Source organism: Cellulomonas sp. NPDC055163 (genome assembly GCF_053607065.1).
Map to the genome: position 1 here is coordinate 210553 of NZ_JBSGSU010000006.1, position 25007 is coordinate 235559.

The following is a 25007-nucleotide window of genomic DNA, read 5'->3' on the forward strand; positions in this document are numbered from 1 at the left end:
ATCGCGCCGGGTGGGTGAAGGTTCACCTACCGACGCCCTGGGCCGCGCCGCCCGGGCGGTCCGCCGCGACGAGGCGGACGGCGACGAGCGCGACGTCGTCCTCCTGCTGCCCGCGGGAGAGCCGCTCGAGCACACCGTCGACGAGCCCGTCGAGGTCCCGGCCCGCGAGCTCCGCGACGGCGTCGAGCAGGAGCGCCATGCCCGCCCGCACCGACCGGTCGCGGCGCTCGACGAGCCCGTCCGTGTACAGCAGCACCGTCGTGCCGGGCTCGAGCGCGAGCTCCTGGTCCGTGCGGGGCCACGCCGAGGACATCCCGAGCAGCAGGTCGTTGGTCCGCGCGTCGAGCAGCTCGGCCGTGCCGTCGGGCCGCAGGACTACCGGCGCGGGGTGGCCGGCGTTCGACCAGCGGAGCACGTGGGGGCCGCCGTGCCCCGGCTCGGGCTCCTCGACGCGGGCGACGACGGCGGTCGCGGTCGTCCCCACGCCGAGCCCCTGCATCGCGGCGTCGAGCGTGCCGAGGATCGCGGCCGGCGTCGCACCCGTCGCGTACGCGATGCCCCGCAGCAGCGAGCGCACCTGGCTCATGTCCGCAGCGGCCGTGATGTCGTGGCCCATGACGTCCCCGATGACGAGCACGGTCGACCCGTCGGGCTGCCGGAACGCGTCGTACCAGTCGCCGCCGACCTCCGCTGCCTCGGCCGCCGGCTGGTAGCGCACGACGACCTGCATGTGCTCGGGCTGGACGGGCGGCGTCAGCAGGCTGCGCTGCAGGCCCTCGGCGATGGTGTGCTGCTCGCTGTACAGGCGCGCGTTGTCGACGGCCAGCCCCGCACGCTCGGCGAGCTCGAGCGCCGCGAGCAGGTCGGTGCCGCCGAGCCGGGGGCGGCCGGCGCCGCGGCACAGCGTGATGAGTGCGCTCGTGCGGCCGCGCGCGCGGAGGGGCAGCACCGCGGCCGTCTCGGGTGCGAGCTCCCGGACGAGGGCCCGGGCCTCGGGGGAGCCCAGGTGCTGCGCCATCGACTCGGCCGCGGGGGCGGGGATCAGCGACGGCTCCCCGGTGGCGGTCGTGTGCGCCACGGACGACGACGCCAGGTCGAGAGTCTCCAGGCGGATCGCCGCGTAGCGCTCGAGCGTCGCCCGCATCGCGGGGTCGACGTGCCAGGTGCCGACGTCGCGCAGCCCCTGCTCCTCGACGCGCGTGACGATGCACCAGTCGGCGAGCGCCGGGACCACGTGCCGCCCGACGCTCGCGAGGGCCTCGTCGATGTCGAGCGTCGCGCCGAGGTCCTGGCTCGCGCGCGCCAGCAGCTCGAGGCGGCGGGTGGCACGGTCCGCGCTCGCGAGCGCGGTCTCGGCCGCCTCCCGGGCGCTGCGACGCTCGCTGACGTCGAGGAAGTACACCGACACCCCGTCCACGGTCGGCCAGGCCCGCAGCTCGTACCAGCCGTCGAGCGGTGCGGGGTAGTACGCCTCGAACTCCTGGGGCCGGCCGGACCGGACGACGTCGCGGTAGTGGGTCTCGAACGGCGAGCCGACCGCCGCCGGGAAGAGCTCCCAGATGTCGCCGCCCAGCAGCTCCTCGCGGCGCCGCCCGAGCAGGCGCTCGGCCTCCGCGTTGACGTAGGTGAAGCGCCACTGCGCGTCGAGCGAGTAGAACGCCGCCGACATGGTCTCGAGGACGCGCGTCAGGCGGGCGTCGGAGTCGCGGCTGACCGTGGTGTCGTACGCGACGCCGAGCACGCGCACCGCGGTCCCGTCGGGCCCGGCGACGGCGGTCCCGCGCGCCTGGACCCAGCGGGTCACCTGCCCGGGGAGCACGACGCGGTACTCCGACTCGTACGTCGAGCACGTGGCGACCGCGTCATCGAGCGCCCGCCGGACGCGTGGGACGTCGTCGGGGTGCAGCCGGGCGTGGAACGCGCCGATCGTGCGCCCGAACTCCTCGCGCGTGTAGCCGAAGATCTCGAGCAGCCGGTCGTCCCACACGAGCGTGCCGGTGCGCAGGTCCCAGTCGAAGCTGCCGACGCCGCCGGCGCTCACGGCGAGCTCCCACCGCATCCGGTCGTGCTCCAGGTCGCCCGAGACCGCGGAGCGCGGAGCACCCCTGCGGCGCCGGTCGGGGAGCTGCGCACGGGACGGCGCGGCAGTGGCGACGGGGTCGCTCGCCGGACGTCCAGCCGCGCTCATGGTGCCTCGGTCCTGAGTGCGCCCTGCCGGGTGCGCCCGCCGTGGTGGTCGACCGCGCGGCTGCCGCACGCGAACCGCAGTGCGCTCAGACTAGGGGCACACGCACCGGCCGGGTCCGAGGCGTCTCGGCGCGGGCTGGACACCGCGTGCGGAACCGTCCGGCGGGCGCCGTCGTCGCCCTGACCGAAGGCGCCGGTCGGCGCGCGTGCAGACGACGTCGCAGCGGCCGCTGGCGCACGGACGACCCGTCTCCGGTGACGCTTTCCGGCCGACTTTCCCGGTCCGCCGTCCGGGATGTCCGCATACCGACCGGTTGGTACGGCTACCGCGAAGGCGCCTCGGCGGGTGACGATGAGGCGGTGCGCCACCACCGCACCGGGGTACCCCTCAGCCTCGCAGCCGTCCTGAAGGGCTTCGCAGTGAACCGACTCCTCGCACGACCCGGGCGCAGCGTCGCGCCCGCACGCCGGGTGCCGCTCGTCGCCACCCTCGGCCTCGCCCTCGCGGCGGGAGCGCTCGCCCCGTCCGCGTCCGCTGCCGCGGGCGACCCGGCCACGGTCGAGGCACCGCCCGTCGTGAGCCAGCGGGCCATCGACGAGCACGCCGCGACCGAGCCGCAGCTCACCGTCGACGCCCCGGCCGCCGTGCCGCCCGTCACCGTCGCCGCGAGCCCCTACGAGCGCGGCCCCGCGCCGACCGTCGCCTCGATCGAGGCCGCCCGGGGGCCGTTCGCCGTCGCGCAGACGACCGTGTCCCGGTTCACCGCCAGCGGCTTCGGCGGCGGCACGATCACGTACCCGACGTCGACGGCCGAGGGCACGTTCGGCGCCGTCGCGATCTCGCCCGGGTACACGGCCGCGCAGTCCAGCATCTCGTGGCTCGGGCCCCGGCTCGCCTCGCAGGGCTTCGTCGTCCTCACCATCGACACGAACTCCCGCTACGACCAGCCGTCCTCACGCGGTGACCAGCTCCGGGCGGCGCTCGCGTACCTCACGGGCAGCAGCAGCGTCCGCAGCCGCATCGACGCGAGCCGGCTCGCGGTCATGGGCCACAGCATGGGCGGGGGCGGTGCGCTCGAGGCCGCGAAGGACGACCCGGCCCTCCAGGCGGCGATCCCGATGACGCCGTGGAACACCGACAAGACGTGGCCCGAGGTGCAGACCCCGACGCTGATCATCGGCGCGCAGAACGACTCCGTCGCCTCGGTGACGACGCACGCGGAGCCGTTCTACGAGAACCTCCCGGCGAGCCTCGACAAGGCCTACCTCGAGCTGCGCGGCGCGAGCCACTTCGCGCCGAACACCTCCAACACGACGATCGCGCGGCAGAGCATCTCGTGGCTCAAGCGCTTCGTGGACGACGACGAGCGGTACGCGCAGTTCCTCTGCCCGCCGCCCAGCGGCACGGCCATCTCGGAGTACCGCAGCACCTGCCCGTACTGATCCGCGCCGCTCCGGCGTCGCACCCGGAGCAGCCGGGCAACGGCCGGCCCCGGTGACCTCGCGTCACCGGGGCCGACCCGTGCCCGGGCCCCGCGGCGGCCGGGCGTCACGCAACGTCCACCGGGTCCCGGGACGTTCGTCCTTGACGCGACCGGATGTCCGATAGATACGATTGTCACGGCGCGAGAGCGCTCTCACGACCTCGGGGGTGGTCGTGGCCGGGTCCGGCAGCCGCGCCCGAGGTGACGTCGTCACCTGGGGGAGAACCGTCATGAACCGTGTCCCGTCGTCCGTCCCGCAGTCCGTCCCGCCGTCCCTTCCGTCGTCCGCCCGCCGCACCCTCGCCGGCCTGGCCGCGACCCTCGTGCTCCTCGGCCTGGGCCTCGCCCCGGCCCAGGCGTCGTCCGGCCTCACCGCGGACATCCGCGGCACCTGCGTGTGCGACTCCGCCGTCGGGGAGTGGGTCGTCACGTGGGAGGTCACCAACCACCGCGACGTGGCCGGCACGATCGGCAACGTGCGCGCGTACCCCGCGGGCCGGGCGCTCGTCGGCCTCCCGAACCGCATCGAGCCCGGCCAGACGATCCAGGGGACGCAGCGGCTCCAGTCGTGGGAGTACAGCGGGTCGATCGCGTTCGACGTCAACTGGGACGACGGCACCGTGACCTACGACCACACCTGGCCGGTCTACATCAAGGTCACCTGCCACAAGGCCTGACCGGTCGCGGACGTACGTCGGGCCCGGCACTCGCCCCCGGAGGCGCGTGCCGGGCCCGTCGCCGTGCGGACGTCAGATGCCCTGCCACCCCGGCTTCTGCGCCCAGGTCTGCCGGTAGTACTCGCCGAGCTGCAGCCGGCCCGCGGCGGCGTCGTCGACCAGCACGGTGACGTGCGGGTGGAGCTGGAGCACGCTCGCGGGCCACATGGCCGTCACCGGGCCCTCGACGAGGTGGTGCACGGCCTGGGCCTTGCGGTGCCCGTCGGCCAGGACCACGAGGTGCTTCGCGGCCATGACCGTCCCGAGGCCCTGCGTGAGGACGTGGCGCGGCACCGCCTCGACGTCGTCGCCGAAGAACCGCGCGTTGTCGAGCCTCGTCTGCTGCGTGAGGGTCTTGATCCGGGTGCGGGACGCGAGCGACGAGCCGGGCTCGTTGAACGCGACGTGCCCGTCGGTGCCGAGCCCGAGGACCTGCACGTCGACCCCGCCCGCACCGGCGATGGCCTGCTCGTACGCGGCGCACGCCGCCGGGAGGTCCGCCGCGAGCCCGTCGAGGCCGTGCACGCGCGCGGGGTCGAGGTCGACGCGGCCCACGAGGTCGCGCTCGATCACGTTCCGGTACCGCTCCGGGTGGTCGACGGGCAGCCCCACGTACTCGTCGAGCATGAACGCGCGCGCCGCGGCGAACGAGAGACCCTCCTCGGTGTGCCGGCGCGCGAGCTCGTCGTAGACCTTGAGCGGGCTGGACCCGGTCGCCAGGCCCAGCACCGCGTCGGGGGTCCGGCGCAGCAGCGCGTCGATCGCGCCTGCGGCGAGCGCGGCGAGGTCCTCGGTCGAGGGGAGGATGACGACTTCCATCAGCGGACCGCCTGGTTCTCGGGGATGACGGGGGACACGGGGCTGCGCCGCGCGGCGAGCGCCGCACCGACCGCCGCGACCTGGAGCTCGCGCGGCACGAGGCTCAGCCGCTCGGCGACGTGCAGGCTGCGCAGGAACGCGGAGCCCTCGGCCTGGCGGCGCACGGCCGCGGCGACCTCCTCGAGCAGCGGGGCACCGACCTCGGCGACCCCGCCGCCGAGCACCACGTGCTCGACGTCGCACGTGAGGACGAGCATGCGCACCGCGGCAGCGACCGCGTCGACGAACCGGCCCTGCACCGCGAGCGCCTCGCGGTCGCCCGCGGCCGCGGCCTCGAAGACCTCCGCGGGTGCCGGGCGGCCGGTGCGGCTCGGCCACGCGGCGTCGATCGCGGAGCCCGACGCGTACAGCTCGAGGCAGCCGCGCTGGCCGCACGGGCAGGCGGGACCGTCGGCGACGTAGGGCACGTGCCCGATCTCGCCGGCTGCGCCGAGGTGCCCGCGCCGCAGCCGGCCGTCGAGCAGGAGCCCCGCGGCGACGCCCGTGCCGAGAGCGAGGTACGCGAGGTCGCCCCCGAGGCCCAGGAGCTCCGCGGCGCCGAGCGCGGCGGCGTTGAGGTCGTTCTCGACGCCGACGGGCACGCCGCCGAGCCGCTCGCGCAGGAGCGCCCCGAGCGGGACGTCGGTGCCGTCGATGCCGAGGTTCACGGCGTGCGAGACGGCGCCCGTGAACGGCTCGACGACGCCCGGGACGCCCGCGCCGACGCCGGTGAGGTCGTCGACCGTGAGTCCCGCCTGCGCGCAGAGCGCCTCGACCGCCTCGGCGGCCGACGCCACGACGCCGTCGTGCCCGCGCCGCGTCGGCACGCGCACGCTGCTCCGCACGGCCGGGACGGCACAGGGCGTGCTGGCGAGCAGCACCCCGAGCACCTTCGTCCCGCCGATGTCGAGCCCGACCGACCAGTCGGCGCGCTCGCCGTCGCCGGGCGCGGGAGCGTGACCACCGGGTGCCGTGCGCCCGGTCCGCGACGCACCCGCCGCACCGGGCGCCGCGGCCCGGCCGTCCACCTGCGCGCCCACGTCCCCCTGCCCCCCGAGCTCCTCGACCTGCCCCTCCACCTGCACAGTGACGCCCCCGTCCGTCGCTGGACTCACCCCTTCACCGCCCCCGCGACGAGCCCGCTCGTCATCTTGTTCTGCACGAACAGGAAGAACAGGATCACCGGCACCGCGATGAGCGTGGAGCCCGCCATGACGACGCCCCAGTCGGTCGCCCGGTTCGCCTCGACGAGGCCCTGGAGCCACAGCGGCAGCGTGCGGCGCGACGGCTCCGTCATGACGACGAGGGCGAGGGTGTACTCGTTCCACGCCTGCAGGAACCCGTACACGCCCGACGCGACGAGCCCGGGGGCCAGCAGCGGGAAGGTGATCTTGAAGAACGCGCCGGTGCGCGAGAGCCCGTCGACCATGCCGGCCTCCTCGAGCTCGATGGGCACACCGGTGACGAAGCCGCGCAGCATCCAGATCGTGAACGGCAGGATCGCCGCAACGTAGACGATCGTCAGGCCGAGCACGGCGTTGACGAGGCCCCAGCCGTCGAGCATCTGGTACTGCGAGATGAACAGCCCCTCGGCGGGGATCATCTGCACGACCAGGATCGCGACGATGAACGACTTGCGCCCGCGGAACCGGAACCGGGACACGGCGAGCGCCGCGACGAACGCGAACAGGATCGCGGCGACGAGCGTCACGGCGGTCACGGCGAGCGACGTGCGGAACGCCTCGAAGAACGTGGAGTCGCGGAACACGGCCCGGAAGTTCGCGAGCGTGCCGCCGACCGGGAAGAACGTCGGCGTCGGCGTCTGCAGCTGGTTCGACGGCAGGAAGGAGCTCGAGATCATCCAGTAGATCGGGAAGACCCAGACGACCGTGACGAGGACGGCGACCGTCCCGAGCGACCAGCGCCCGACGGCGGCCCTCACAGCTCCTCCTCGCGCAGCATCCGGCGGATGTAGAACGCCGTCAGGGCGAGGGTCAGGACCAGCATGATCGTGGCCATCGCTCCGGCCATCGAGAACTCCTTGGAGAGCGAGTAGATGTAGGTGCCGAGCAGGTGCGTGTCCCGCGTGGGGGCACCGGCCCGCTGCAGCACGTAGACCTGGGTGAACACGCGCAGGTCCCAGATGACCTGGAGCAGCGCGACGACGAAGAGCACGGGCTTGACCATCGGGATCGTGATGAGCCGGAACCGGTCCCACCCGTTCGCGCCGTCGAGCTGGGCGGCCTCCATGGTCTCCGTCGGGACCTGGAGCAGGCCCGCGTAGACCGTGAAGACGACGAACGGCACGCTCATCCACACGACGATGACGGTCGCGACGGCGTAGAAGGACAGCGGCTCGATGAGCCACGAGTGGTACCGCCAGCCGTCGAGCCCGAGCGGCTCGGCGAGCAGCCAGTTGATGACCCCGTACTGCGAGTCGAACAGCCACTGCCACACCGTCATCGTGGCGAGCACCGGCGTGCCCCACGCGAGGAGCATCCCGACCTGCAGGGTCATACGGGCGGCGCGGCCGACCTTGGCCATGAGCACCGCGAGCGCCATCCCGATCACCATGGTGAGCGCGGCGTTGAGCAGGCAGAACGCGATCGAGCGGCCGATGACGGCCCACACGTAGGGGTCGGAGAGCAGCGCCTGGTAGTTCGCGAGGCCCACCCACTCCGCGGGCCGGCCGAACTGCTGGGCCAGGCCGTACTCCTGGAAGGACAGGACGAGCTGGCGGACGAGCGGGTAGCCGAGCCCGACGGCGACCGCGGCGGTCGCGGGGACCAGCAGCACGTAGGCGCCGAGGCGGGTGCGCAGCGGGCGCCGGCGCGGGAGGACGGGCGGCCGGGGCGCGGTGCCGGTGGTCGGCAGGTCGGGGGGTGTGAGGCCCGGGGCCGGCACGACGCCGGGCGGGGGAGGTGCGGCGGGGGCGACCGCTCGGCCGAGACGGGGGCCGGACATGGGTGCTCCAGGGGGTCGGGCGGGGGCCCGGGGGCGCCGCGCACGTGGTGTGCGGCGCCCCCGGGGTGTCCTCGCCGGGTCAGTTGAGCGTGTCGGCCAGGAGCTGGTCGGCCTCGGCGGCGGCGGTCTTGACGTCCGCACCGCTCGCGACCTGCTGGAAGAAGTCCTCCAGGATGCGCGCGCCCTCGACGTCGGCCCACTTCTCGGCGGCCGGGGTGAGCTTGGCGCCCAGCGCGGCGTCGAGCGCGGCCGAGGCGTACGCGTCGTCACCGAGCGACGAGGCGTACTCCGAGTTGCCCGGGATGAGCCCGTTGGAGCCGAGCATGACCTGGAACTCCTCGCTGAAGATGATCTTCAGCAGGTTCTGCGCGAGCGCCTGGTTCTCCGACTTCGCGGGGATCGCCAGGTTCGAGCCGCCCGCGAAGACCGTCGCGGGCGTGCCCGCCGCGGTGCCGGGGAGCGCGAAGACGCCGGTCTTCTCCTCGTTGCACTTCTGCTGCTCGGTGCGCAGCGCCTTGGCCTCCTCGGACTCGTCCTCGGGGTCGACGGCCTTGTTGCACTCGGGCAGGTCGATGCTCCACCGCGCCCACGTCGGGGCCGAGAACATCGCGGCCTCGCCGTTGTTGAACGGGACCCACGGCTCGTTGGAGTCGGCGTCCTTCGGTGCGCTCGTCCCGGTCTGGAACAGCGTCTGGACCTCGGCGAGGGCCTCCTGCGACTCGGGGCTCGACAGCGCGCCGGCCCACTCGTCGCCGTCCTTGACCGCGAGCTCGCCGCCGTGCGTGTAGATCCAGGCGGTGCCGTTGTACCAGTCCTGCCCGGGGAACCAGAAGCCCGAGAAGTTGGGCGTCCCGGCCGGGTTGGCGGCCTGGAGCTTGACCGCGGCCTCGTTGAACTCGGCGAGCGTCGTGGGCACGGACACCCCGGCCGCCGCGAACAGGTCCTTGCGGTAGAACACCGCGCGGGCGCCCGAGTAGTACGGGAGCGCGTACACGGTGTCGTCGACCTTGCCCGCGTCGACGAAGCCCTGGAGCAGCTTCTCGCCGCCGACCTCCTCGTAGAGGTCGCTCACGTCGCTGAACGCCCCGGCGTACGCGAACGTCGGCGTCTGGGTGTTGCCGATCTCGACGACGTCCGGGGTCTGGTCGGCGGAGGTGAGGGCCGTCTGGAGGCGGGGGACGAGGCCGTTCCAGTCCTGCTCCTCGATGACGAGCGTCGAGCCGGGGTTCTCCTCGGCGAACGTCGTGATCAGGTACTCGCGCAGCTCGTCGGACGTGTCGGTCCCGTTGAGCCACAGGCGGATCTCCGCGCCGCCCTCGGGGCTGGCGTCGGTCTCGGCGTCGTCGCCGGCGCCGGAGCTGCACGCGGCGAGCGCGAGCAGTCCCACGGTCGCGAACGCTGCACTACGTAGAATCCTCACGGTGGGGGTTCCTTCCCATGTCGTGTCACGGCGGTGCGGGTCATTGGCGTGGCCGCACCGTCTTGCCGGTCGCTCTCGCTGGTCGGTAGCTCTCGACTGCAGGGCGGGCAGCTCGGGTTCGTCAGCTGAACCCGAGCTGTCCCGACAGCACGAGGACGGCGGCCCCGAGGAGGGTGCCGTCCTCGCCTAGCGGGGTCATCCGCAGCTGGAGGTCGCTGCTGATGACCGGGATGGTGCGCTCCTGCAGGGTCGCCAGCGCGCTGTCGCGCAGGGGGCCGTCCAGGAGCTCGGGGGGGCCGCTGAGAACAACCTCGGAGAGGTTCAGCGCACTCACGACCGGTGCGAGGGCGATGCCCAGGCGCCGGCCGACCGACGCCAGGGCGGCGTCGGTGGCTTCGGGGTCGAGGTCCGCGACGCGCCGGCGCAGGGCCGGCACCGACAGCACGGTCTCGAGGCAGCCCCGGCGTCCGCACGCGCAGTGCGCGGCGCGGCCGAGGGGGGCGGTGCCGTGGTCGTCGCGGTCGTCGACGACGGTGACGTGGCCGAGCTCGCCGGCGGCGTGCCGGTGGCCCTGGACGAGGGCGCCGTCGAGCACGATGCCCGCGCCGACGCCCTGGCCGACGGTGAGCACGAGGAGACCCTCGCCGGACGCGCCGCCGTAGGTGAACTCGCCGAGGACGGCGGCGTTGGCGTCGTTCGCGACGTGCACGGGCAGGCCGAGCCCGGCGCTGAGGGTCGCGGCGAGCGGCACGTCGAACCACTCGCGGTTGGGTGCCTGGAGCACGACGCCCTCGTCGTCGACGACGCCGGGGGAGCCGACGCCGACGCCGAGCACGGGGCACGTCGCGGTGGCGGCGAGCTCACGGGCGAACGCGAGCAGCGCGTCGACCGCGGCGGCTCCGGTGCGCCCGGCGACGGGGGCGGAGCGGCGCTCGACGAGCGTGCCGGACAGGTCGAGGACGGCGCCGTGCATGTGCTCGTCGTCGGTGAGGTCGAGCGCGACGATCTGGAACGCCTCGGTGCGGAGCCCGACGAGGATCGCGGGCTTGCCGACCTTGGCCTCGGGGCTGAGGCCGAGCTCCTCGACGAGCTTCTCCGCCATGAGCGAGGCGATGAGGTCGGAGACGGTGACGCGCGTGAGGCCGGTCGCCCGGGCGAGGTCGGCCCGCGAACCGGGGCCCTCGTGGAAGAGGTGCTGGAGCAGCATGGCCCGGTTGTGGGCGCGTCCGTGCTCCGGGAGGACCTTGTCCGTGGGGCGGAGGGTGCGCGTCGTCACATTTGTTAGTAGACCTTCCTAACAAGGGTGTGTCAAGATCCTCGAGTGGCCGAGATCACATCGAGACCTGCGCTTCACACGACCGTCATCCGCGGCCGCGTCGTGACCCCGGAGCTGGTCCTCGACGACGCGCTCGTGGTGGTCGAGGGCCAGCACCTCGCGTGGGTCGGGCCGGTGTCCGGTGCCCCCGCCGGGGTCGACGTCCCCCCGCGCGACGAGCGGCCCCGCACCCTGCTCCCCGGCCTCGTCGACCTGCACTGCCACGGCGGCGGCGGCGCGAGCTTCCCCGACGCGACCACGCCCGACGAGGCCCGCGCCGCCGTGCGCGAGCACCTGAGGCACGGCACCACCACGCTCGTCGCGTCCCTCGTCACCGCCGCCGAGGCCACGCTCCTCGAACGCACCGCGACGCTCGCCGACCTCGCCGACGCCGGGGAGATCGCCGGCATCCACCTCGAGGGACCGTTCCTGTCGAGCGCCCGCTGCGGCGCGCAGGACCCCGCGCTCATGCTCGACGGCCGCTCACGGCTCGTGCGGGAGGTCGCGCGCGTCGGTCGCGGGCACCTGCTCACCATGACGGTCGCCCCCGAGGTCCCCGGCGTGCTGGGGGAGGGCGGCGTCGTCGAGACCCTCGCCGAGGTCGGCGCGGTCCCGTCGATCGGGCACACCGACGCGTCCGCCGAGGTCGCCGCCGAGGGCGTCGCGCAGTCCGTCCGCGCGCTCGCGGCCGTCGCCAGCCGCTCCGGCCGCCCCACCGTGACGCACCTGTTCAACGGCATGCGCCCGCTGCACCACCGCGACCCCGGCCCCGTCGCCGCGTGCCTCGCCGCCGCCGCGCGCGGGGACGCCGTCGTCGAGCTCGTCGCCGACGGCACCCACCTCGCCGGCGCGACCGTCGCCGCGGTGTTCGACCTCGTCGGGCCCACCGCGATCGCGCTCGTCACCGACGCGATGGCCGCCGCCGGGATGCCCGACGGGTCCTACCGGCTCGGCACGCTCGACGTCGCCGTGACCGACGGCGTCGCCCGACTCGCGGAGGGCGGCGCGATCGCCGGCGGGACGGCGCACCTCGTCGACGTCGTGCGCGCGACCGTCGCCGCCGGGGTGCCGCTCGCCCACGCCGTGCACGCCGCCGCGACGACGCCCGCCACGGTGCTCGGCCGGCGTGACGTCGGGGCGCTCGAGGCCGGGCGCCGCGCCGACGTGCTCGTGGTCGACGACGACCTCGTGCCGGTGCGCGTGCTGCGCGCGGGGACGTGGGTCGACGCGGACCTCGACGCCCGGCACGACGCCGACGCGGCTCGCGCCTGACCCGACCCGCCGGCATGCAGGGCGTCCTGCCGCGCGCACCACGACCGACGGCCGACCGCCCGCACGAACCCGAGCACGCCCCCGACCGAGGAGACCGCCGGATGACCGACCTGCCCCTGGTGCCAGCCCCCCTGAGCGCGACGACCACCGACGGTCCCGGCTACGTGCTCGGCCCCCGCACACGCGTCGTCGCCGGCCCGCACCCCGAGGTCGCGGCGGCCGTCGCGCACCGCCTGTCCCGGCTCGCCGGCTTCGCGGTCCCCGTCACGGCGAACGGCGCCGACGAGCCCGACACCGTCGTGCTGCGGCTCGTCGACGACGCCGCGGCGCTCGGCCTGCCGGACGCGGACCTCACCCCCGAGCGTGCCGTCGGCGCGTACCGGGTCGAGGTCACCGAGCGCCGGGTCACGCTCAGCGCGCTCGCGGTCGACGGCCTGCTGCACGCCGCGACGGTGCTGGAGCAGCTCGTGCAGCGGGACCGCGACGCGCACGCAGGCGCGGACACGGACGCGGACGCCGCGCCCGGCACCGACGCCGCACCGGGAGCCGGTGCCCGGCCGGGTGCCGGACCGGCCGACGCGCCGCGCACCGTGCGCCTGCCCGCCGCCGTCGTCGTCGACGCCCCGCGCTTCGGCTGGCGCGGGCTCAGCGTCGACGTCGCCCGGCACTTCTTCGGCCCCGAGGTGCTGCGCACGGTCGTCGACGTCATGGCGAGCCTGCGCCTCAACGTGCTGCACCTGCACCTGACCGACGACCAGGGCTGGCGCCTCGACGTGCCGTCGCGCCCGCAGCTCGTGGACGTGTCGAGCAAGACGGCCGTCGGCGACGACCCCGGCGGGTACTACACGGTCGACGACCTCGCCGAGCTCACCGCCTACGCGCGCGCCCGCGGCATCACCGTCGTCCCGGAGATCGACCTGCCCGGGCACGTCAACGCGGCGCTGCACGCGCTCGGCGAGCTCACCCCGTCCGGCGAGCCGGCCGACGCGTACACCGGGATCGAGGTCGGCTTCAGCCGCCTGCACGCCGACCTCCCGACGACCGAGCCGTTCCTCCGTGACGTCCTGACCGACGTCGCCGCCATGACGCCCGGCCCGTACGTGCACGTCGGCGGCGACGAGGTGCACACGATGGAGCGCGCCGAGTACGCGCAGCTCGTCGAGACCGCCGCGCGCATCGTCGAGGGCCAGGGCAAGACGGTCGTGGGCTGGCAGGAGGTCGCGAAGGCGACGCTGACGCCGGGGACGGTCGTGCAGCTGTGGGACGAGCGCGACGGCGCGGAGCTCGTCCGCCCGGCGGTCGAGGCCGGCGCGCTGCTGCTGCTCTCGCCCGCGAGCAAGGTCTACCTCGACCTGAAGTACGACGCGAGCACCCCGATCGGCCTCGAGTGGGCCGGCCACGTCGAGCTGCGCGACTCCTACGACTGGGACCCGCTCGCGGTCGTCCCCGGTGTCCCCGAGAGCAGCGTCGTCGGGATCGAGGCCGCGATCTGGACCGAGACGGTCCGCACGCCCGACGACCTGTTCTCCCTGCTCCTGCCGAGGCTCGCGGCGGTCGCCGAGGTCGCGTGGACGCCCGACGACCGGCGCTCGTGGGCGGACTTCGCGGTGCGCGTCCGGCACCTCGCCGGGTCCTGGGACCGCGCGGGGCTGCGCTGGTACCGCTCGCCGCAGGTCCCGTGGTGACGGCGCCCTCCTGAGAGGCGGAAACGGACAGGTCTCCCTAGGCTCGGCTCTTCGGGAGACGTCCGCTCCCCCCAGGCAGACGGAGGACGGCACATGAAGAACAAGGCAGTGTTCCTTGTCGGCGCTGGCGTCGGGTACGTGCTCGGCACGCGCGCCGGCCGCCAGCAGTTCGAGGTCATCAAGGCCAAGGCGAACCACCTCTGGAACGACCCGCGCGTGCAGTCCAAGGTGAGCACGATCGAGTCGCAGGCGACGCAGTTCGCCAAGGAGCAGGGCTCGACGCTCGTCGACAAGGCGGCGACCGCGGTCAAGGGTGCCGTCGCGAGCTCGGGGCTCACCGGCTCCAAGGGCAACGACTCGTCCACGGGCCACGGCACGTCCGCCGACGACGTCACCTACTCCGCCGACTCGCCCTCCGGCACGCAGTGGGCCGGCGACGTCTCGGGCACGGTCGGGACGACCGGCAGCCCGTCGAGTGACGACTTCACGACGCCCGACTCGCGCGGCACGCACGACGAGCCGACACGCGGGTACTGACGCACCACCGCCGCCCACGCGGCCCGACGAGGCGCCCGGTCACGTGACCGGGCGCCTCGTCGTCTGCTCGGGTGGGCGCCGCGTCACTCCGACCCGCGGAGCCGGCCGACGACCTCCGGCAGGTCGAGCAGCGGCGCCGGCGGCACGCCGTGGCCGGCCGTCCACGCGACCTCGCCGACCCAGCGCTCGACGGCCTCCTCGCCCAGCAGGGCGTCGAGCAGCAGGAACGTGACCTGCCCCTGCGCGTCGTCGGGCAGCGACGCGAACTCGGGGTGGCTGACCTGTACGTGCACCGTGCGGCCCTCGACGACGGTCACGACGGTCGCGGACGCGAGGTCGACGGAGCGGTGCTCGCCGAGGCCGATCGCGACGCCGGACGGGTCCGCGACGGGCCGCCGGAAGTCGTCGTACTCGAACGCGTCGTCGGGGGCCGGCGCCGCGTCGAGCCACCGCCGTGCGACGTCGCGCAGCTCCGGGTTCCCGGCGGCGGTGACGACGAGGACGTGACGCGCGGTGCGCCCGGACCCGGTCTCGAACGCCAGGTCGGGGTCGACGGCCTGGAGGCGCTCGGCGAGCACGGGCCCGAGCCGCCGGACGGCGTCGGCGTCCTCCGCGTCGAACGTCGCGGCGGCCTGCGCACGACCCTCGGCGACCCACCACGCCCAGAATGCCGCGATCCCCTCGTCCTGACGTGCACGGACCTGCTCGGGGGAGGGACGGCGGCGGAAGAAGCCCATGGCCGTGCAGGCTAGCGGCCGGGGGCGACACCCCGGGGCTGATCGCGCGACGCGTCGACGGGCTCGTCGCTGCACCGCCACCACGCCTCCGAGCCGTCCACGTGGAGCAGGTACTCGGGGACGTCGCGACCGTCGGGCCGGGTGAGCCGGGTGGCGGCGCGGAGGCGGTCGTGCGCGGCCTCCCACGCGGCGCTGACCTCGTCGTCGAGCGCGTCCGCGAGCCGTGCCTCCTCCGCGAGGAGCGGGGCGAGGTCGTCGAAGCCGGCGGCCGGCTCGACGCGGGCGCGCAGCCACGGGAAGTCCGCCTCGGTCACGTGCAGCGAGGCGACGACGCGGTCGCCGTGGTGCAGCTGCCAGACCTCGTCGTGCGGAACCATGCGGTCAGGGTAGGTCGGCTGTCGCGCGCGGGCAGGGTGGGCGCGCTGCGCCACCCCGGGTCGAGCCCACGGACGCGCGGACGGGCTCCGCGCGCGGCACCGAGCGCCCGGTGCCCGGGTGCCAGGCGCTCGGTGCCAGACGCTCGGTGCCAGACGCTCGGTGCCGGTCGCGCGGGTGCGGGTCGCGCGGGTGTCGGTCGCCCGGGAGGCGTCGGTGTCAGGCGCGCGCGGGCGCGTCGAGCCCGAGCCCGCGCAGCGCCGCGTCGGCGATCTCCTCGGGCGGGGCGTCGACCGCGATGCTCACGCCGTCCTCGTGCTCGGTGAGCGGCTCGAGCGTGCTGAGCTGCGAGGGGAGCAGCGACGGCGGCATGAAGTGCCCGCTGCGGTGCTCGAGCCGGCCGCCGATCACCTCGGGGGCGGCGGCGAGGTGCACGAAGCGCACCCGGCCGTCGGCCTCGCGGAGCACGTCGCGGTAGACCTCCTTGAGCGCGGAGCAGGTGATGACGGTCGAGCGGCCCGCGGCGGCCTGCTCGCTGAGCCAGTCGCGCATGATCCGCAGCCACGGCCAGCGGTCCTCGTCGACGAGCGGGGTCCCGGCGGCCATCTTGGCGACGTTCGCCGCGGGGTGGTGGTCGTCGGCCTCGGCGAACGGCCAGCCCAGGCGCTCCGCGAGGAGGCGCGCGACGGTCGTCTTGCCCGATCCGGAGACCCCCATGACCACGAGGTGCTGGATCTCAGTCATGCGTGTGCGCTCCTTGACGTCGTCGTCGGCCCTGGCGCCATCCTCGCACCCGAAGCCGGTTCATGAAAGATGATACCAATGTACGTGTCGGGCGTGCACGGTACTCTCTCGCCGGGCCGCGAGGGCCCACCGGCGCGGGCGCTCGATCCCGGCCGGCACCGTGCGAAGGGGCAGGTGAGCGAGGGTGGGCGCCGAGGTGCTGCACAGCTCGGTGCTCGACGCCCTGGGCCAGGAGATCACCGGCGGTGTCATCCAGCCCGGCGCGATCATCACGCTCGACCGGATCCAGCGACGGTTCGGCGTCTCCCGCACCGTCGCGCGCGAGACCATGCGCCTCCTGGAGTCCATGCAGCTCGTCACGTCCAAGCGGCGCGTCGGGCTCGTCGTCCGGCCCGTCGTCGAGTGGGACGTCTTCGACCCGCGCGTCATCCGCTGGCGTCTCCAGGGCAGCGAGCGCGAGGCCCAGCTGCGCTCCCTCACCGAGCTGCGTGCCGCCGTCGAGCCGGTGGCCGCCGGCGCCGCCGCCCGCTACGCGACCGACGGGGACCGCGCCCGGATCGTCGACCTCGCCGCCCGGATGCGCGCGCACGGCGAGGACGGCGCCCGCGAGGTGTTCCTCGACCTCGACGTCGAGTTCCACGGGCTATTGCTGCGGGCGAGCCGCAACGAGATGTTCGCCGCGCTCACGGGCGTGGTGACCGAGGTGCTCGCCGGGCGGACCCGGCACGGGCTCATGCCGGACATCGTCCGTCCCGAGGCGCTCGAGGCCCACGAGGCGGTGGCGCGCGCGGTGCACGACGGCGACCCGGCCGAGGCCGAGCGGGCCATGACCGCGATCATGGCCGAGGTCCGCGACGCGCTGAGCGTGCTCGACGACCTCCCGGGCTGACCCCGGGGGGCTCGCCGGCGCGGCGCTCAGTCCCGCCCGAGCAGCACGTCCAGCGCCTCGCGCACGAGCCGCTCCGCGGTCGCCCGGTGCGGCGCGAGCCAGTCGCCCGTGTACGCGCGCGGGGCGATCTCGATGACGAGCACGAGGCTGAGGTACAGCCGGTAGAGCTGCAGCCGCGTCCGTCCCGCCGCGGTGCCCAGCGCGAGCGCGCCACCGGCGCCGGCGTAGCCCGCGAGCAGCGCCGGCGGGGCCGTCCGCACGCCCATCTGGTCCGCGCCGACCAGCTCGTACAGCGGGTCGCCCCACAGCGAGCGCTCGGTGTCGATGACCCCGACGAGCTCCCCGGTCGCGGGCTCGACGAACAGGTTGCCCGCCCACAGGTCACCGTGGACGAGCACCGGGGCCGTGACCTCGGCGAGCGCGTCGGTGTGCCGGGTCAGCGCGGCGCGGACCTCCGCGTCGGGCACCGGCGTCCCCCAGCGGGCCGCGTCGTCGAGCAGCGCCCCGAGCATGAGGCCGAACGCCTCGGGCCACGTGGGCGCCGTCAGCCCGGACCCCGCGTTGAGGTACCCGAAGCGGTCCCCCGTCACGGTGTGCAGCCGGGCCATGAACGCGCCGAGCTCGTGGTCGACGCGTGCCCCCACGGCGGCGGGAGTCTCGCCGAGGTCGACGAGCGGGACCCCGTCGAGGTGGCTCACGACCACGACGTCGCTCGGCAGCACCGTCCGGGAGAAGTCCGTGAGCAGCACGCGGGGCATGAGCAGGTCCGGCCGGTCGGCGGCGAGCCCGTACACCTCGGCCTCGGTGCGCACGAGGTCGTGCTCGTAGCGCAGCAGCCGGTCGGTCCCGGTCGGCGCGGTCTTCACGACGACGCGCGTGCCGCCTGTCAGCGTGACGCGGTACGTCGTCGCGAACGTGCCCCCGGTGAGGAGCTGCACGTCGGCCGGCACCCCGAGCGGCGCGAGCACGCGCGCGAGGTCGTGGACGGTCTGCGGGGGGACGGCGTCGTCGCGCACGTCGGCGGTCTCGTCGAGCACCCGCCGACCCTAGCGACCGGCGACCGGCGACCGGCGACCGACGCCCGGCGACCGGCGACCGGCGACCGGCGACCGACGCCCGGCGACCGGTGGCGGGACGGCGACGGCCCCGGACCGTGGGGGTCCGGGGCCGTCGCCGTGCTGCGGGTGCTACGCGTGCCGTCCGCGGCGCCGGCGGCGGGTGAGCCCGACGAGCGCACCACCCGCGGCCAGCAGGAGCGACGCGAGCGTCGCGAGCAGCCCGGCGTCCGCGCCGGTGGCGGCGAGCGAGCCGGAGCCCGAGGCCGTGCCGCCGCCGGGCGTCGTGACCGGCGCCGGGGCGGTCGGGGCCGGGGCCACCGGGACGACGGGCGCCGGTGCCGACGGGACCGTGCCCTCGACGTCCAGCGTGACCGTGGCGGTCGACGTGCCGCCCTGGCCGTCGCTGAGCGTGTACGTGAAGCTCACGGTGCCGGTGTACCCGGGCTCCGGGGTGTACACGACCTCGTCGCCGACGATCGCCACGGACCCGTGCGCGGGCTGCGTGACCGAGACGAGCGTCAGCGTGCCGCCGTCGGGGTCGGTGTCGTTGCCGAGGACGTCGATGCGCACCGCACCGTCGCCACGGACGACCCCCGAGTCGGGGCTCGCGACCGGGGCGGCCGGGCTGACGGTCACCGTGACCGTCGCGCTCCGCGGCGCCGTGCCGTCGGTGACCTCGTAGGTGAAGGTCACCTCACCGCTGAACCCGGCGGGCGGCGTGTACGTGAGGACGTCGCCGGCGACCGTGACGGAGCCGCGCGTGGTGCCGCCCGCGTCGACGGGTGCCGAGACGCTGCCGGGCACCAGCACGAGGGTGTCGCCGTCCGGGTCCGTGTCGTTCGCCACGGGCCGGACCTCGACGGCCGTGCCGTACGGCGTGGTCGCGGAGTCGTCGACCGCGACCGGGGCGGCGTTGTCGACCGCGACCGTCAGGGTCCCGGTGTCGGTGCCGCCCGCACCGTCGGAGACGGTGTAGGTGACGGTGACCGTCCCGGCGAACCCGGGAGCCGGCGTGACGGTCAGCGTGCTGTCGCTGTTCACCGTGACGGTCGCGTCGGCGACCGCGACCGCACCCGTGACCGTCAGGGTCTGGGTGGTGCCGGGGATGTTCGCGTCGGTGTCGTTGGCCAGGACCACGATCCGGGCCGCCGGGGTGCCGGACCGCGTCGTGGCGGTGTCGTCGACCGCGACCGGGGCGGCGTTCTCGACCGTGACCGTCAGGGTCCCGGTGTCGGTGCCGCCCGCGCCGTCGGAGACGGTGTACACGGCGGTGACGGTCCCGGCGAAGCCGGGCGCCGGGGTGACCGTGACGTTCCGGCCGTCCGTCGTGGCGGTCGCGCCGGTGCTCGCGGTCACGCCCGTGACCGTCAGGGTCTGGGTCGTGCCGGGGATGTTCGGGTCGGTGTCGCCCGTGAGCACGTCGACCGTGACCGGGGTGCCGGTCGGCGTGGTGGCCGTCTCGTCGTCCGCGACCGGGGCCGCGTTGGCGACCGTGACCGTGACGGTCGCGGTGTCCGTGAGCGAGCCGTCGCCGGCCGTGTAGGTGAACGTGTCGGTCCCCGCCCAGCCGGGCGCCGGCGTGTAGCGCACCAGGCCGTCCACCCGCTCGACGGTGCCGTGCGCCGGCTGCGTCACCGCGGTGACCGTGAGCGCGGTGCCGTTGGCGTCGGTGTCGTTCGCGAGCACGTCGATGTCGACCGCCGTGCCGGATGCCGCGGGCGCGACGTCGTCGACGGCGACCGGGGCGGCGTTCGCGACCGTGACCGTGACGGTCGAGGACGAGGTGCCGCCGTCGGGGTCGGTCACGGTGTAGTCGAACGTGACCGTCCCGCTGAAGCCGGCCGGCGGGGTGTAGCGGACCTGGCCGTCCTCGATCCGGACCGTCCCGCGCGTCGTGCCGCCGGCGTCGACCGGGGTGCCGAGCAGGCCCGGCACGAGGGTCAGGGTGTCGCCGTTGGCGTCGGTGTCGTTCGCCAGCACGTCGACGAGCACGGAGGTGCTCGTCGCCGTGACGACCGGGCCGTCGGGTGCCGCGGTCGGCAGCGCGTTGCTGACCGTGACGGTCAGCTCACCGGTGGCCGTGGCACCCACGCTGTCGGCGACGGTGTACGTGACGGTGATGGTCCCGGCGAACCCGGGGGCCGGGGTCACGGTCAGCGTGCTGTCTCCCGTGTTGACCGCGACGGTCGCGCCGCTGTTCGCGGTCGCGCCCGTGACCCGGAGGGTCTGGGTGGTGCCGGGGATGTTCGCGTCGGTGTCGTTGGCGAGGACCACGACGCCGGTCGCCGGGGTGCCGGTCGCGGTGCCGACGGCGTCCGGGTGGGCGACGGGCGCGGCGTTCGCGACCGTGACGGTGACCGTCCCGGTGGCCGTGAGCGTCCCGTCGGAGACGGTGTAGTCGAACGTGTCCGTGCCCGCGTAGCCGGTCGCCGGGGTGTACCGGACGCTGCCGTCGGGCCGCAGGACCGCCGTCCCGTGACCGGGCGCCGTGACCGCCGTGACCGCGAGCGCGTCGGCGTTCGGGTCGGTGTCGTCGCCGAGGACGTCGATGTCGACCGCGGTGTCCGTCGCCGTCGAGGCGGTGTCGTCGACCGCGACCGGCGCACCGTTCACCGCGATCTGCACGGTCGCCGGTGCGCTCGTCGCACCCAGGGCGTCGGTCACGCGGTACTGGAAGGAGTCGGGACCCGTGTACCCGGCGGCGGGCGTGTACGTGCCCGTCCCGTCGGCGTTCAGGGTCACGGTGCCGTGGCTGGGACCCGTCACGAGCGTCGCCGTGAGCACGTCGCCCTCGGCGTCGGTGTCGTTCGTGCCGAGCGCGAGCGACACGTTCGCGCCGGCCGCGACCGTGTAGGTGTCGTCGTTCGCGACGGGCGCGTTGTTCGTCACCGTCAGGGTGACGGTCGCCGTGTCGGAGCCGCCGCGCGGGTCTTCGACCACGTACGTGAAGGAGTCGGTCCCGCGGAAGCCGGCGGGCGGGGTGTACCGGACCTCGCCGCCCACGAGCGCGACGGTGCCGCCGCGCGTGCTCGTGGGGCTCACGGAGCGCACGGCGAGGGTGTCGCCGTTGGCGTCGGTGTCGTTGGCGAGCACCGCGACCGCGGTCGTGGTCGACGCGAGCACGCCGGCCGCGTCGTCGACCGCGTCGGGGGCCGTGTTGACGACCTCGACCTGCACGACGGCGGTCGCGCGGTTCCCGGCGGTGTCCTCGATCGTGTAGGTGAAGACGTCACGGCCGGCGAAGTCGTCGCGCGGCGCGTACGTGACCGTGCCGTCCGGGGCGACGGTCAGCTCGCCGCCCGCGGCGTCGGTCACCCCGACGACGCGCAGCGCGTCCCCGTCGGGGTCCGAGTCGCCGGCGAGGACGTCGACGTCGAGCGTGCGGGCGCCCGGCGCCGGGGTCAGCGAGACGATGTGCGACGACGCGGTCGGCGGGGTGTTGCCCGCGACGGGGGTCGTGACGACGGGGCTGAGGACCGCGTTCGTGGCCGAGGAGGACGACGCGTCGGTCGTGTGCCCGCGGTACGTCAGCGCGGCGGCGTTGACGAGGCGCTGGCCGTTCGTCGCGTCGGCGCCGACCCGGACCCGGAACGTCACGAGGTGCTGCGCGGACCCGGTCGACATCGGGATGGACCCGCCCTGCGCCGGCGTGGCGCCCGCACCGAGGTACGCGAGGACGTGGCCCTGGCCGAGTGCACCGGCGGGCACGTACTCCCCGAGGTCGTCGCCCGCGGCGTCGGTGAGCGGCACGCCGTCCACCGTGAGGGAGCCCGGGACGTAGGACGTGCCCGTCGGGATCGCGTCGAAGAAGCGGCTGACGGACGCGGTGTCGAGGCCGATGTTCTCCACGGGGACCGTGTACGTGAGGGTGTCGCCGAGCAGGACCTGGCCGCCGTCGTCGTCGACCACGGTCTTGGTGCCGAGGAGCTTGGGGTCGTACAGCTCGGTCGAGAACGTCACGACGCCCGGGAAGTACTGCTCGCTCGTCGTCGTGAGCGAGATGCGCGCGCTCGTGGCGCTGTTCGGCAGGACGCCGTTGGCGCTGAACAGGTCGGCGTCGAAGCCGAGCTGGTTCGCGAGCGCCGGGGTGCGTCCCACCACCTGGGCGCCACGGTCGCTGATCGTGGAGTTGAAGACGTTGGTCGACGGGTTGAGCGCGTTCGAGATCGGGGTGGTGTTGAGCGTGAACGTGTCACCGGTGAGGCCCATGTCGCCCTCGTAGGACACGGCGCCGACGGTCGTGCGGACGGGGCCGCTCGGCGGCGTGAGGAAGCCGCTGACCGTGAACGTCGGGAGCGGGTCGCCGTTCGCGACCGACGCGAGGCCCGTGAACACCGTGAGGTTGCGCGCGGGGGCGGACGGGTCGGCGACGGCCACGACGAGCGACCAGCCCGCGTAGTTGTTCGTGACGCCCGCGGCGGACTGCACGTTGCCGAGCGTGTAGGTCCCGCCGCCCGCGGCCGCGACGACGTCGGTGACGTCGACCCACGACTGGTAGGCGGTGCCGTTCGCGTCGGCCGGGGCGACGGCCACGTCGGCCGCGCGGGCGGTCACCGCGGTGGGCGTCCCGCCGGGCACGGTGAGGACCGCCTGATCGCGCAGCGCCGGGTTGTTGCCGGCGGCGACGGTGCCGCGCGTGCGTCCGCCCCAGACGAGCGCCGCGAACAGGACGCCGCCCCCGGGCGGGAGGGTGAGCGTCGCGGACGACGAGTTGACCGTCGCCGCGTTCGTGTCCACGTCGACGTACCGCATCGTGTAGTCGTTGTTGCTGTAGTTGCCGCTCGTCGCTGCGCGCGCCGTGACGCACGAGCCCGCGCCGATCGCGCCGCCCGCGGTGCTGCACGTCATGAGCGTGTTCGCCGCGACGAGGATCTCGCCGTTGGTGTTCGCGGAGAAGACCGGCGTGAAGTCGCGGATCGGCGCGGCCTGCGCCGGGGAGGCGCCGCCGAGCACGGTCAGCGGCGCGAGCACGAGGCTCATCACCACGACGGCGACGCGGGAGCGGCGCACGGCGCGGCGCTGCGGCGAGGGGGAGGTGCCGGTCAGGGCAGCCCGGAGGCGGACGAACATGAAGGATCTCCACTCAGCGCGACGGTCGACATGCACGTATCGACCGCTTCGCCCGGGGTCCTTGAGCCCCTCGCGGGCTCGCTCGTCCCGGTGACGGCCGGCTCCCCGGCGGCAGGAGCGGCCCGGGCGGCCGACGCGGCGGCTCGGCGGCGCGCTGACCTGCGCGGATGCCGTCCGCATGGTCGGGAATCCCGCTGCGCGGGCGGTCCGGACCGGCGGTGTGTGCTGCGTCACAGCGCGTCCGAGAGGGGGACGAGTACACCCGTTCGGCGCAGCGGCGCGACGGGCCGCCAGCGCGGCGGTGCGACGGGCCGCCAGCGCAACGGTGCGACGGGCCGTCCGCGCAGCGGTGCGACGGCGGCGGCGCGCGGGGTCAGCCCGTGGCGTCCTCGCGGGTGAGCGTGGGGTCGTCGACCCCCGTGCCGAGGTCCGCGGTGCCCGCGCGCAGCGTGCGCAGCGAGACCGCGGTCGCCAGGACCATGAGGCCCGCCCCGCCGACGACCACGAGGAACCCGCCGTGCGAGCCGCTCGCGTCGATGGCGAGCCCCGCGAGGGACGCCCCGACGGACACGCCCACCCCGAGGGTCGTCCCGACGATGGTCAGGCCCTCGGTGATCCGCTCGCGCGCGACGAAGTGCTGCACGAGCCCGTTGCCGTTGATGATCGTCGGCGCGATCGCGAAGCCCGCGACGAACATCACGACGGCCAGCACCGTCATCGACGTCACGAGCACGAACAGCGACGCCCCGATGCCGAGCGCGACCATGCCCAGCGCGAACCGCTTCCACAGCGGCATGACCCAGTGCCGCGCGCCGTAGAGCAGCCCCGAGATCAGGGAGCCGGCGGCGAACACCGCGAGGACGACGCCCGCGAGGTCGGGGCGGCCGTTCTCCTCGGCGAACGCGACGGTCGAGACGTCGGTCGCCCCGAAGACGGTGCCCATGCCGACGAACACGACGGCGAGCACGACCATGCCGCCCGAGCGCATCACGGAACGGGTGCGCGGCGCCCCGACGACGGGCGGGTTGGGCGGCGGCTCGGACGCACGCAGGCCGAGGAACCAGTAGCCGCCGACGACCATGCCGGCGACCGCCACGACGAGCGCGGCGGTGGGCGTGACGCCGGCCGCGAGGGTCGTGGCGAGCACGGGCCCGACGATGAAGACGAGCTCGTCGGCCGCGGACTCGAGCGAGTACGCCGAGTGCAGCTCGCGCGGCGAGCGGACGAGGTGGTTCCAGCGGGCGCGGACGAGCGCGCCGAACGAGCCGATCGTCGCGCCGGTGAGCACCGCCGTCGCGTAGAGCCAGGGTGTCGGGGCGTGCAGGGCCGCCGCCACGGTGAGGCCGACGAGCCCGACCGACGCGACGGCGATCGCGGGCCGCATGACCCGGGCCTGGCCGTGGCCGTCGACGAGCCGCGCGAGGCGGGGGGAGCAGAGGGCCTGGGTCAGGACGTAGACGGCCGAGACGCGACCGGCGAGCGCGTACGAGTCGTACAGCGCCTCGACCAGCAGGACGATGCCGATCCCGGCCATCGACATGGGGAGGCGTGCGAGCAGACCCGACGCGGAGAACGCCAGTGCGCCCGGCCGCGACAGGATGTCACGGTAGGGGCGGAGCACCCTTCCAGTGTCGCACCGGGGTCCGACGCCGCCCGACGGAAATCCGACCATGTGGTCGGCGTCACGACGGGCCTG

19 protein-coding genes are annotated in these 25007 nt (G+C 74.9%); 6 read left to right on the forward strand and 13 right to left on the reverse strand.

All coding sequences use genetic code 11. The annotated features are described in order from the left end of the window. Positions 1-22 precede the first annotated feature (22 nt). Entirely contained in the window at positions 23-2188 is a 2166-nt protein-coding gene (locus tag ACWFNE_RS13560; RefSeq protein ID WP_452122959.1) for a SpoIIE family protein phosphatase, read from the reverse strand. Between the two features lie 419 nt (positions 2189-2607). On the opposite strand from ACWFNE_RS13560, the gene ACWFNE_RS13565 reads away from it, so the two are divergent. Next, positions 2608-3630, forward strand: coding sequence for an alpha/beta hydrolase family protein (locus tag ACWFNE_RS13565; RefSeq protein WP_452122960.1), 1023 nt, complete (start codon positions 2608-2610; stop codon positions 3628-3630). Between the two features lie 271 nt (positions 3631-3901). Then, positions 3902-4348 (forward strand): hypothetical protein, encoded by a 447-nt coding sequence (locus tag ACWFNE_RS13570; protein ID WP_452122961.1) that lies wholly within the window; start codon positions 3902-3904, stop codon positions 4346-4348. A gap of 72 nt (positions 4349-4420) precedes the next feature. On the opposite strand, the gene nagB is transcribed toward ACWFNE_RS13570, so the two are convergent. From nagB to ACWFNE_RS13600, 6 genes are all read right to left on the reverse strand, one after another. Next, entirely contained in the window at positions 4421-5206 is a 786-nt protein-coding gene (nagB, locus tag ACWFNE_RS13575) for a glucosamine-6-phosphate deaminase (RefSeq protein ID WP_452122962.1), read from the reverse strand. Beyond that, the gene (locus ACWFNE_RS13580) at positions 5206-6360 is read right to left on the reverse strand and encodes an ROK family protein (protein WP_452122963.1); all 1155 of its coding nucleotides are present in this window, start codon (positions 6358-6360) and stop codon (positions 5206-5208) included. Before ACWFNE_RS13580 ends, nagB begins: the two co-directional genes overlap by 1 nt. Beyond that, positions 6357-7187, reverse strand: a complete 831-nt coding sequence (locus tag ACWFNE_RS13585) for a carbohydrate ABC transporter permease (protein ID WP_452122964.1) — start codon at positions 7185-7187, stop codon at positions 6357-6359. The genes ACWFNE_RS13580 and ACWFNE_RS13585 overlap by 4 nt, the downstream gene beginning before the upstream one ends. After that, positions 7184-8209 (reverse strand): carbohydrate ABC transporter permease, encoded by a 1026-nt coding sequence (locus ACWFNE_RS13590; protein ID WP_452122965.1) that lies wholly within the window; start codon positions 8207-8209, stop codon positions 7184-7186. Before ACWFNE_RS13590 ends, ACWFNE_RS13585 begins: the two co-directional genes overlap by 4 nt. A gap of 79 nt (positions 8210-8288) precedes the next feature. Further along, the gene (locus ACWFNE_RS13595; RefSeq protein ID WP_452122966.1) at positions 8289-9596 is read right to left on the reverse strand and encodes an extracellular solute-binding protein; all 1308 of its coding nucleotides are present in this window, start codon (positions 9594-9596) and stop codon (positions 8289-8291) included. 154 nt (positions 9597-9750) lie between these two features. Then, positions 9751-10905, reverse strand: coding sequence for an ROK family transcriptional regulator (locus tag ACWFNE_RS13600; RefSeq protein ID WP_452122967.1), 1155 nt, complete (start codon positions 10903-10905; stop codon positions 9751-9753). 45 nt (positions 10906-10950) lie between these two features. On the opposite strand from ACWFNE_RS13600, the gene ACWFNE_RS13605 reads away from it, so the two are divergent. The 3 genes from ACWFNE_RS13605 to ACWFNE_RS13615 all read left to right on the forward strand — a co-directional run bounded on the left by ACWFNE_RS13605 (position 10951) and on the right by ACWFNE_RS13615 (position 14438). Beyond that, positions 10951-12216, forward strand: coding sequence for an N-acetylglucosamine-6-phosphate deacetylase (locus ACWFNE_RS13605; protein ID WP_452122968.1), 1266 nt, complete (start codon positions 10951-10953; stop codon positions 12214-12216). A 101-nt stretch (positions 12217-12317) separates the two neighbouring features. After that, on the forward strand, positions 12318-13901 hold the full coding sequence (locus tag ACWFNE_RS13610; protein ID WP_452122969.1) for a family 20 glycosylhydrolase: 1584 nt from the start codon (positions 12318-12320) through the stop codon (positions 13899-13901). 93 nt (positions 13902-13994) lie between these two features. Next, positions 13995-14438, forward strand: coding sequence for a YtxH domain-containing protein (locus tag ACWFNE_RS13615; protein ID WP_452122970.1), 444 nt, complete (start codon positions 13995-13997; stop codon positions 14436-14438). Between the two features lie 83 nt (positions 14439-14521). On the opposite strand, the gene ACWFNE_RS13620 is transcribed toward ACWFNE_RS13615, so the two are convergent. From ACWFNE_RS13620 to ACWFNE_RS13630, 3 genes are all read right to left on the reverse strand, one after another. Beyond that, positions 14522-15175, reverse strand: coding sequence for a hypothetical protein (locus ACWFNE_RS13620; RefSeq protein ID WP_452122971.1), 654 nt, complete (start codon positions 15173-15175; stop codon positions 14522-14524). A gap of 11 nt (positions 15176-15186) precedes the next feature. Beyond that, a complete protein-coding gene (locus ACWFNE_RS13625) occupies positions 15187-15552 on the reverse strand; it encodes a hypothetical protein (RefSeq protein WP_452122972.1) in 366 nt (121 codons plus the stop codon). Positions 15553-15769: 217 nt separating this feature from the next. After that, the gene (locus tag ACWFNE_RS13630) at positions 15770-16294 is read right to left on the reverse strand and encodes a gluconokinase (protein ID WP_452122973.1); all 525 of its coding nucleotides are present in this window, start codon (positions 16292-16294) and stop codon (positions 15770-15772) included. A 184-nt stretch (positions 16295-16478) separates the two neighbouring features. On the opposite strand from ACWFNE_RS13630, the gene ACWFNE_RS13635 reads away from it, so the two are divergent. Beyond that, a complete protein-coding gene (locus tag ACWFNE_RS13635) occupies positions 16479-17183 on the forward strand; it encodes a FadR/GntR family transcriptional regulator (RefSeq protein ID WP_452122974.1) in 705 nt (234 codons plus the stop codon). A 26-nt stretch (positions 17184-17209) separates the two neighbouring features. Here the strand turns inward: ACWFNE_RS13635 and ACWFNE_RS13640 are convergent, their stop codons facing one another. The 3 genes from ACWFNE_RS13640 to ACWFNE_RS13650 all read right to left on the reverse strand — a co-directional run bounded on the left by ACWFNE_RS13640 (position 17210) and on the right by ACWFNE_RS13650 (position 24932). After that, positions 17210-18220, reverse strand: a complete 1011-nt coding sequence (locus ACWFNE_RS13640; protein ID WP_452122975.1) for a phosphotransferase family protein — start codon at positions 18218-18220, stop codon at positions 17210-17212. A gap of 150 nt (positions 18221-18370) precedes the next feature. Continuing rightward, on the reverse strand, positions 18371-23311 hold the full coding sequence (locus ACWFNE_RS13645) for a beta strand repeat-containing protein (protein WP_452122976.1): 4941 nt from the start codon (positions 23309-23311) through the stop codon (positions 18371-18373). Between the two features lie 373 nt (positions 23312-23684). Next, positions 23685-24932, reverse strand: a complete 1248-nt coding sequence (locus ACWFNE_RS13650; protein WP_452122977.1) for an MFS transporter — start codon at positions 24930-24932, stop codon at positions 23685-23687. Positions 24933-25007 lie beyond the last annotated feature (75 nt).

What these genes read in the sequence shown, in the direction of transcription:
- ACWFNE_RS13630 (WP_452122973.1), bottom strand. Translation starts at nt 16,294, where the DNA reads ATGACTGAGATCCAGCACCTCGTGGTCATGGGGGTCTCCGGATCGGGC.
- ACWFNE_RS13625 (WP_452122972.1), bottom strand. Translation starts at nt 15,552, where the DNA reads ATGGTTCCGCACGACGAGGTCTGGCAGCTGCACCACGGCGACCGCGTC.
- ACWFNE_RS13590 (WP_452122965.1), bottom strand. Translation starts at nt 8,209, where the DNA reads ATGTCCGGCCCCCGTCTCGGCCGAGCGGTCGCCCCCGCCGCACCTCCC.
- ACWFNE_RS13615 (WP_452122970.1), top strand. Translation starts at nt 13,995, where the DNA reads ATGAAGAACAAGGCAGTGTTCCTTGTCGGCGCTGGCGTCGGGTACGTG.
- ACWFNE_RS13645 (WP_452122976.1), bottom strand. Translation starts at nt 23,311, where the DNA reads ATGTTCGTCCGCCTCCGGGCTGCCCTGACCGGCACCTCCCCCTCGCCG.
- ACWFNE_RS13620 (WP_452122971.1), bottom strand. Translation starts at nt 15,175, where the DNA reads ATGGGCTTCTTCCGCCGCCGTCCCTCCCCCGAGCAGGTCCGTGCACGT.
- ACWFNE_RS13570 (WP_452122961.1), top strand. Translation starts at nt 3,902, where the DNA reads ATGAACCGTGTCCCGTCGTCCGTCCCGCAGTCCGTCCCGCCGTCCCTT.
- ACWFNE_RS13610 (WP_452122969.1), top strand. Translation starts at nt 12,318, where the DNA reads ATGACCGACCTGCCCCTGGTGCCAGCCCCCCTGAGCGCGACGACCACC.
- nagB (WP_452122962.1), bottom strand. Translation starts at nt 5,206, where the DNA reads ATGGAAGTCGTCATCCTCCCCTCGACCGAGGACCTCGCCGCGCTCGCC.
- ACWFNE_RS13560 (WP_452122959.1), bottom strand. Translation starts at nt 2,188, where the DNA reads ATGAGCGCGGCTGGACGTCCGGCGAGCGACCCCGTCGCCACTGCCGCG.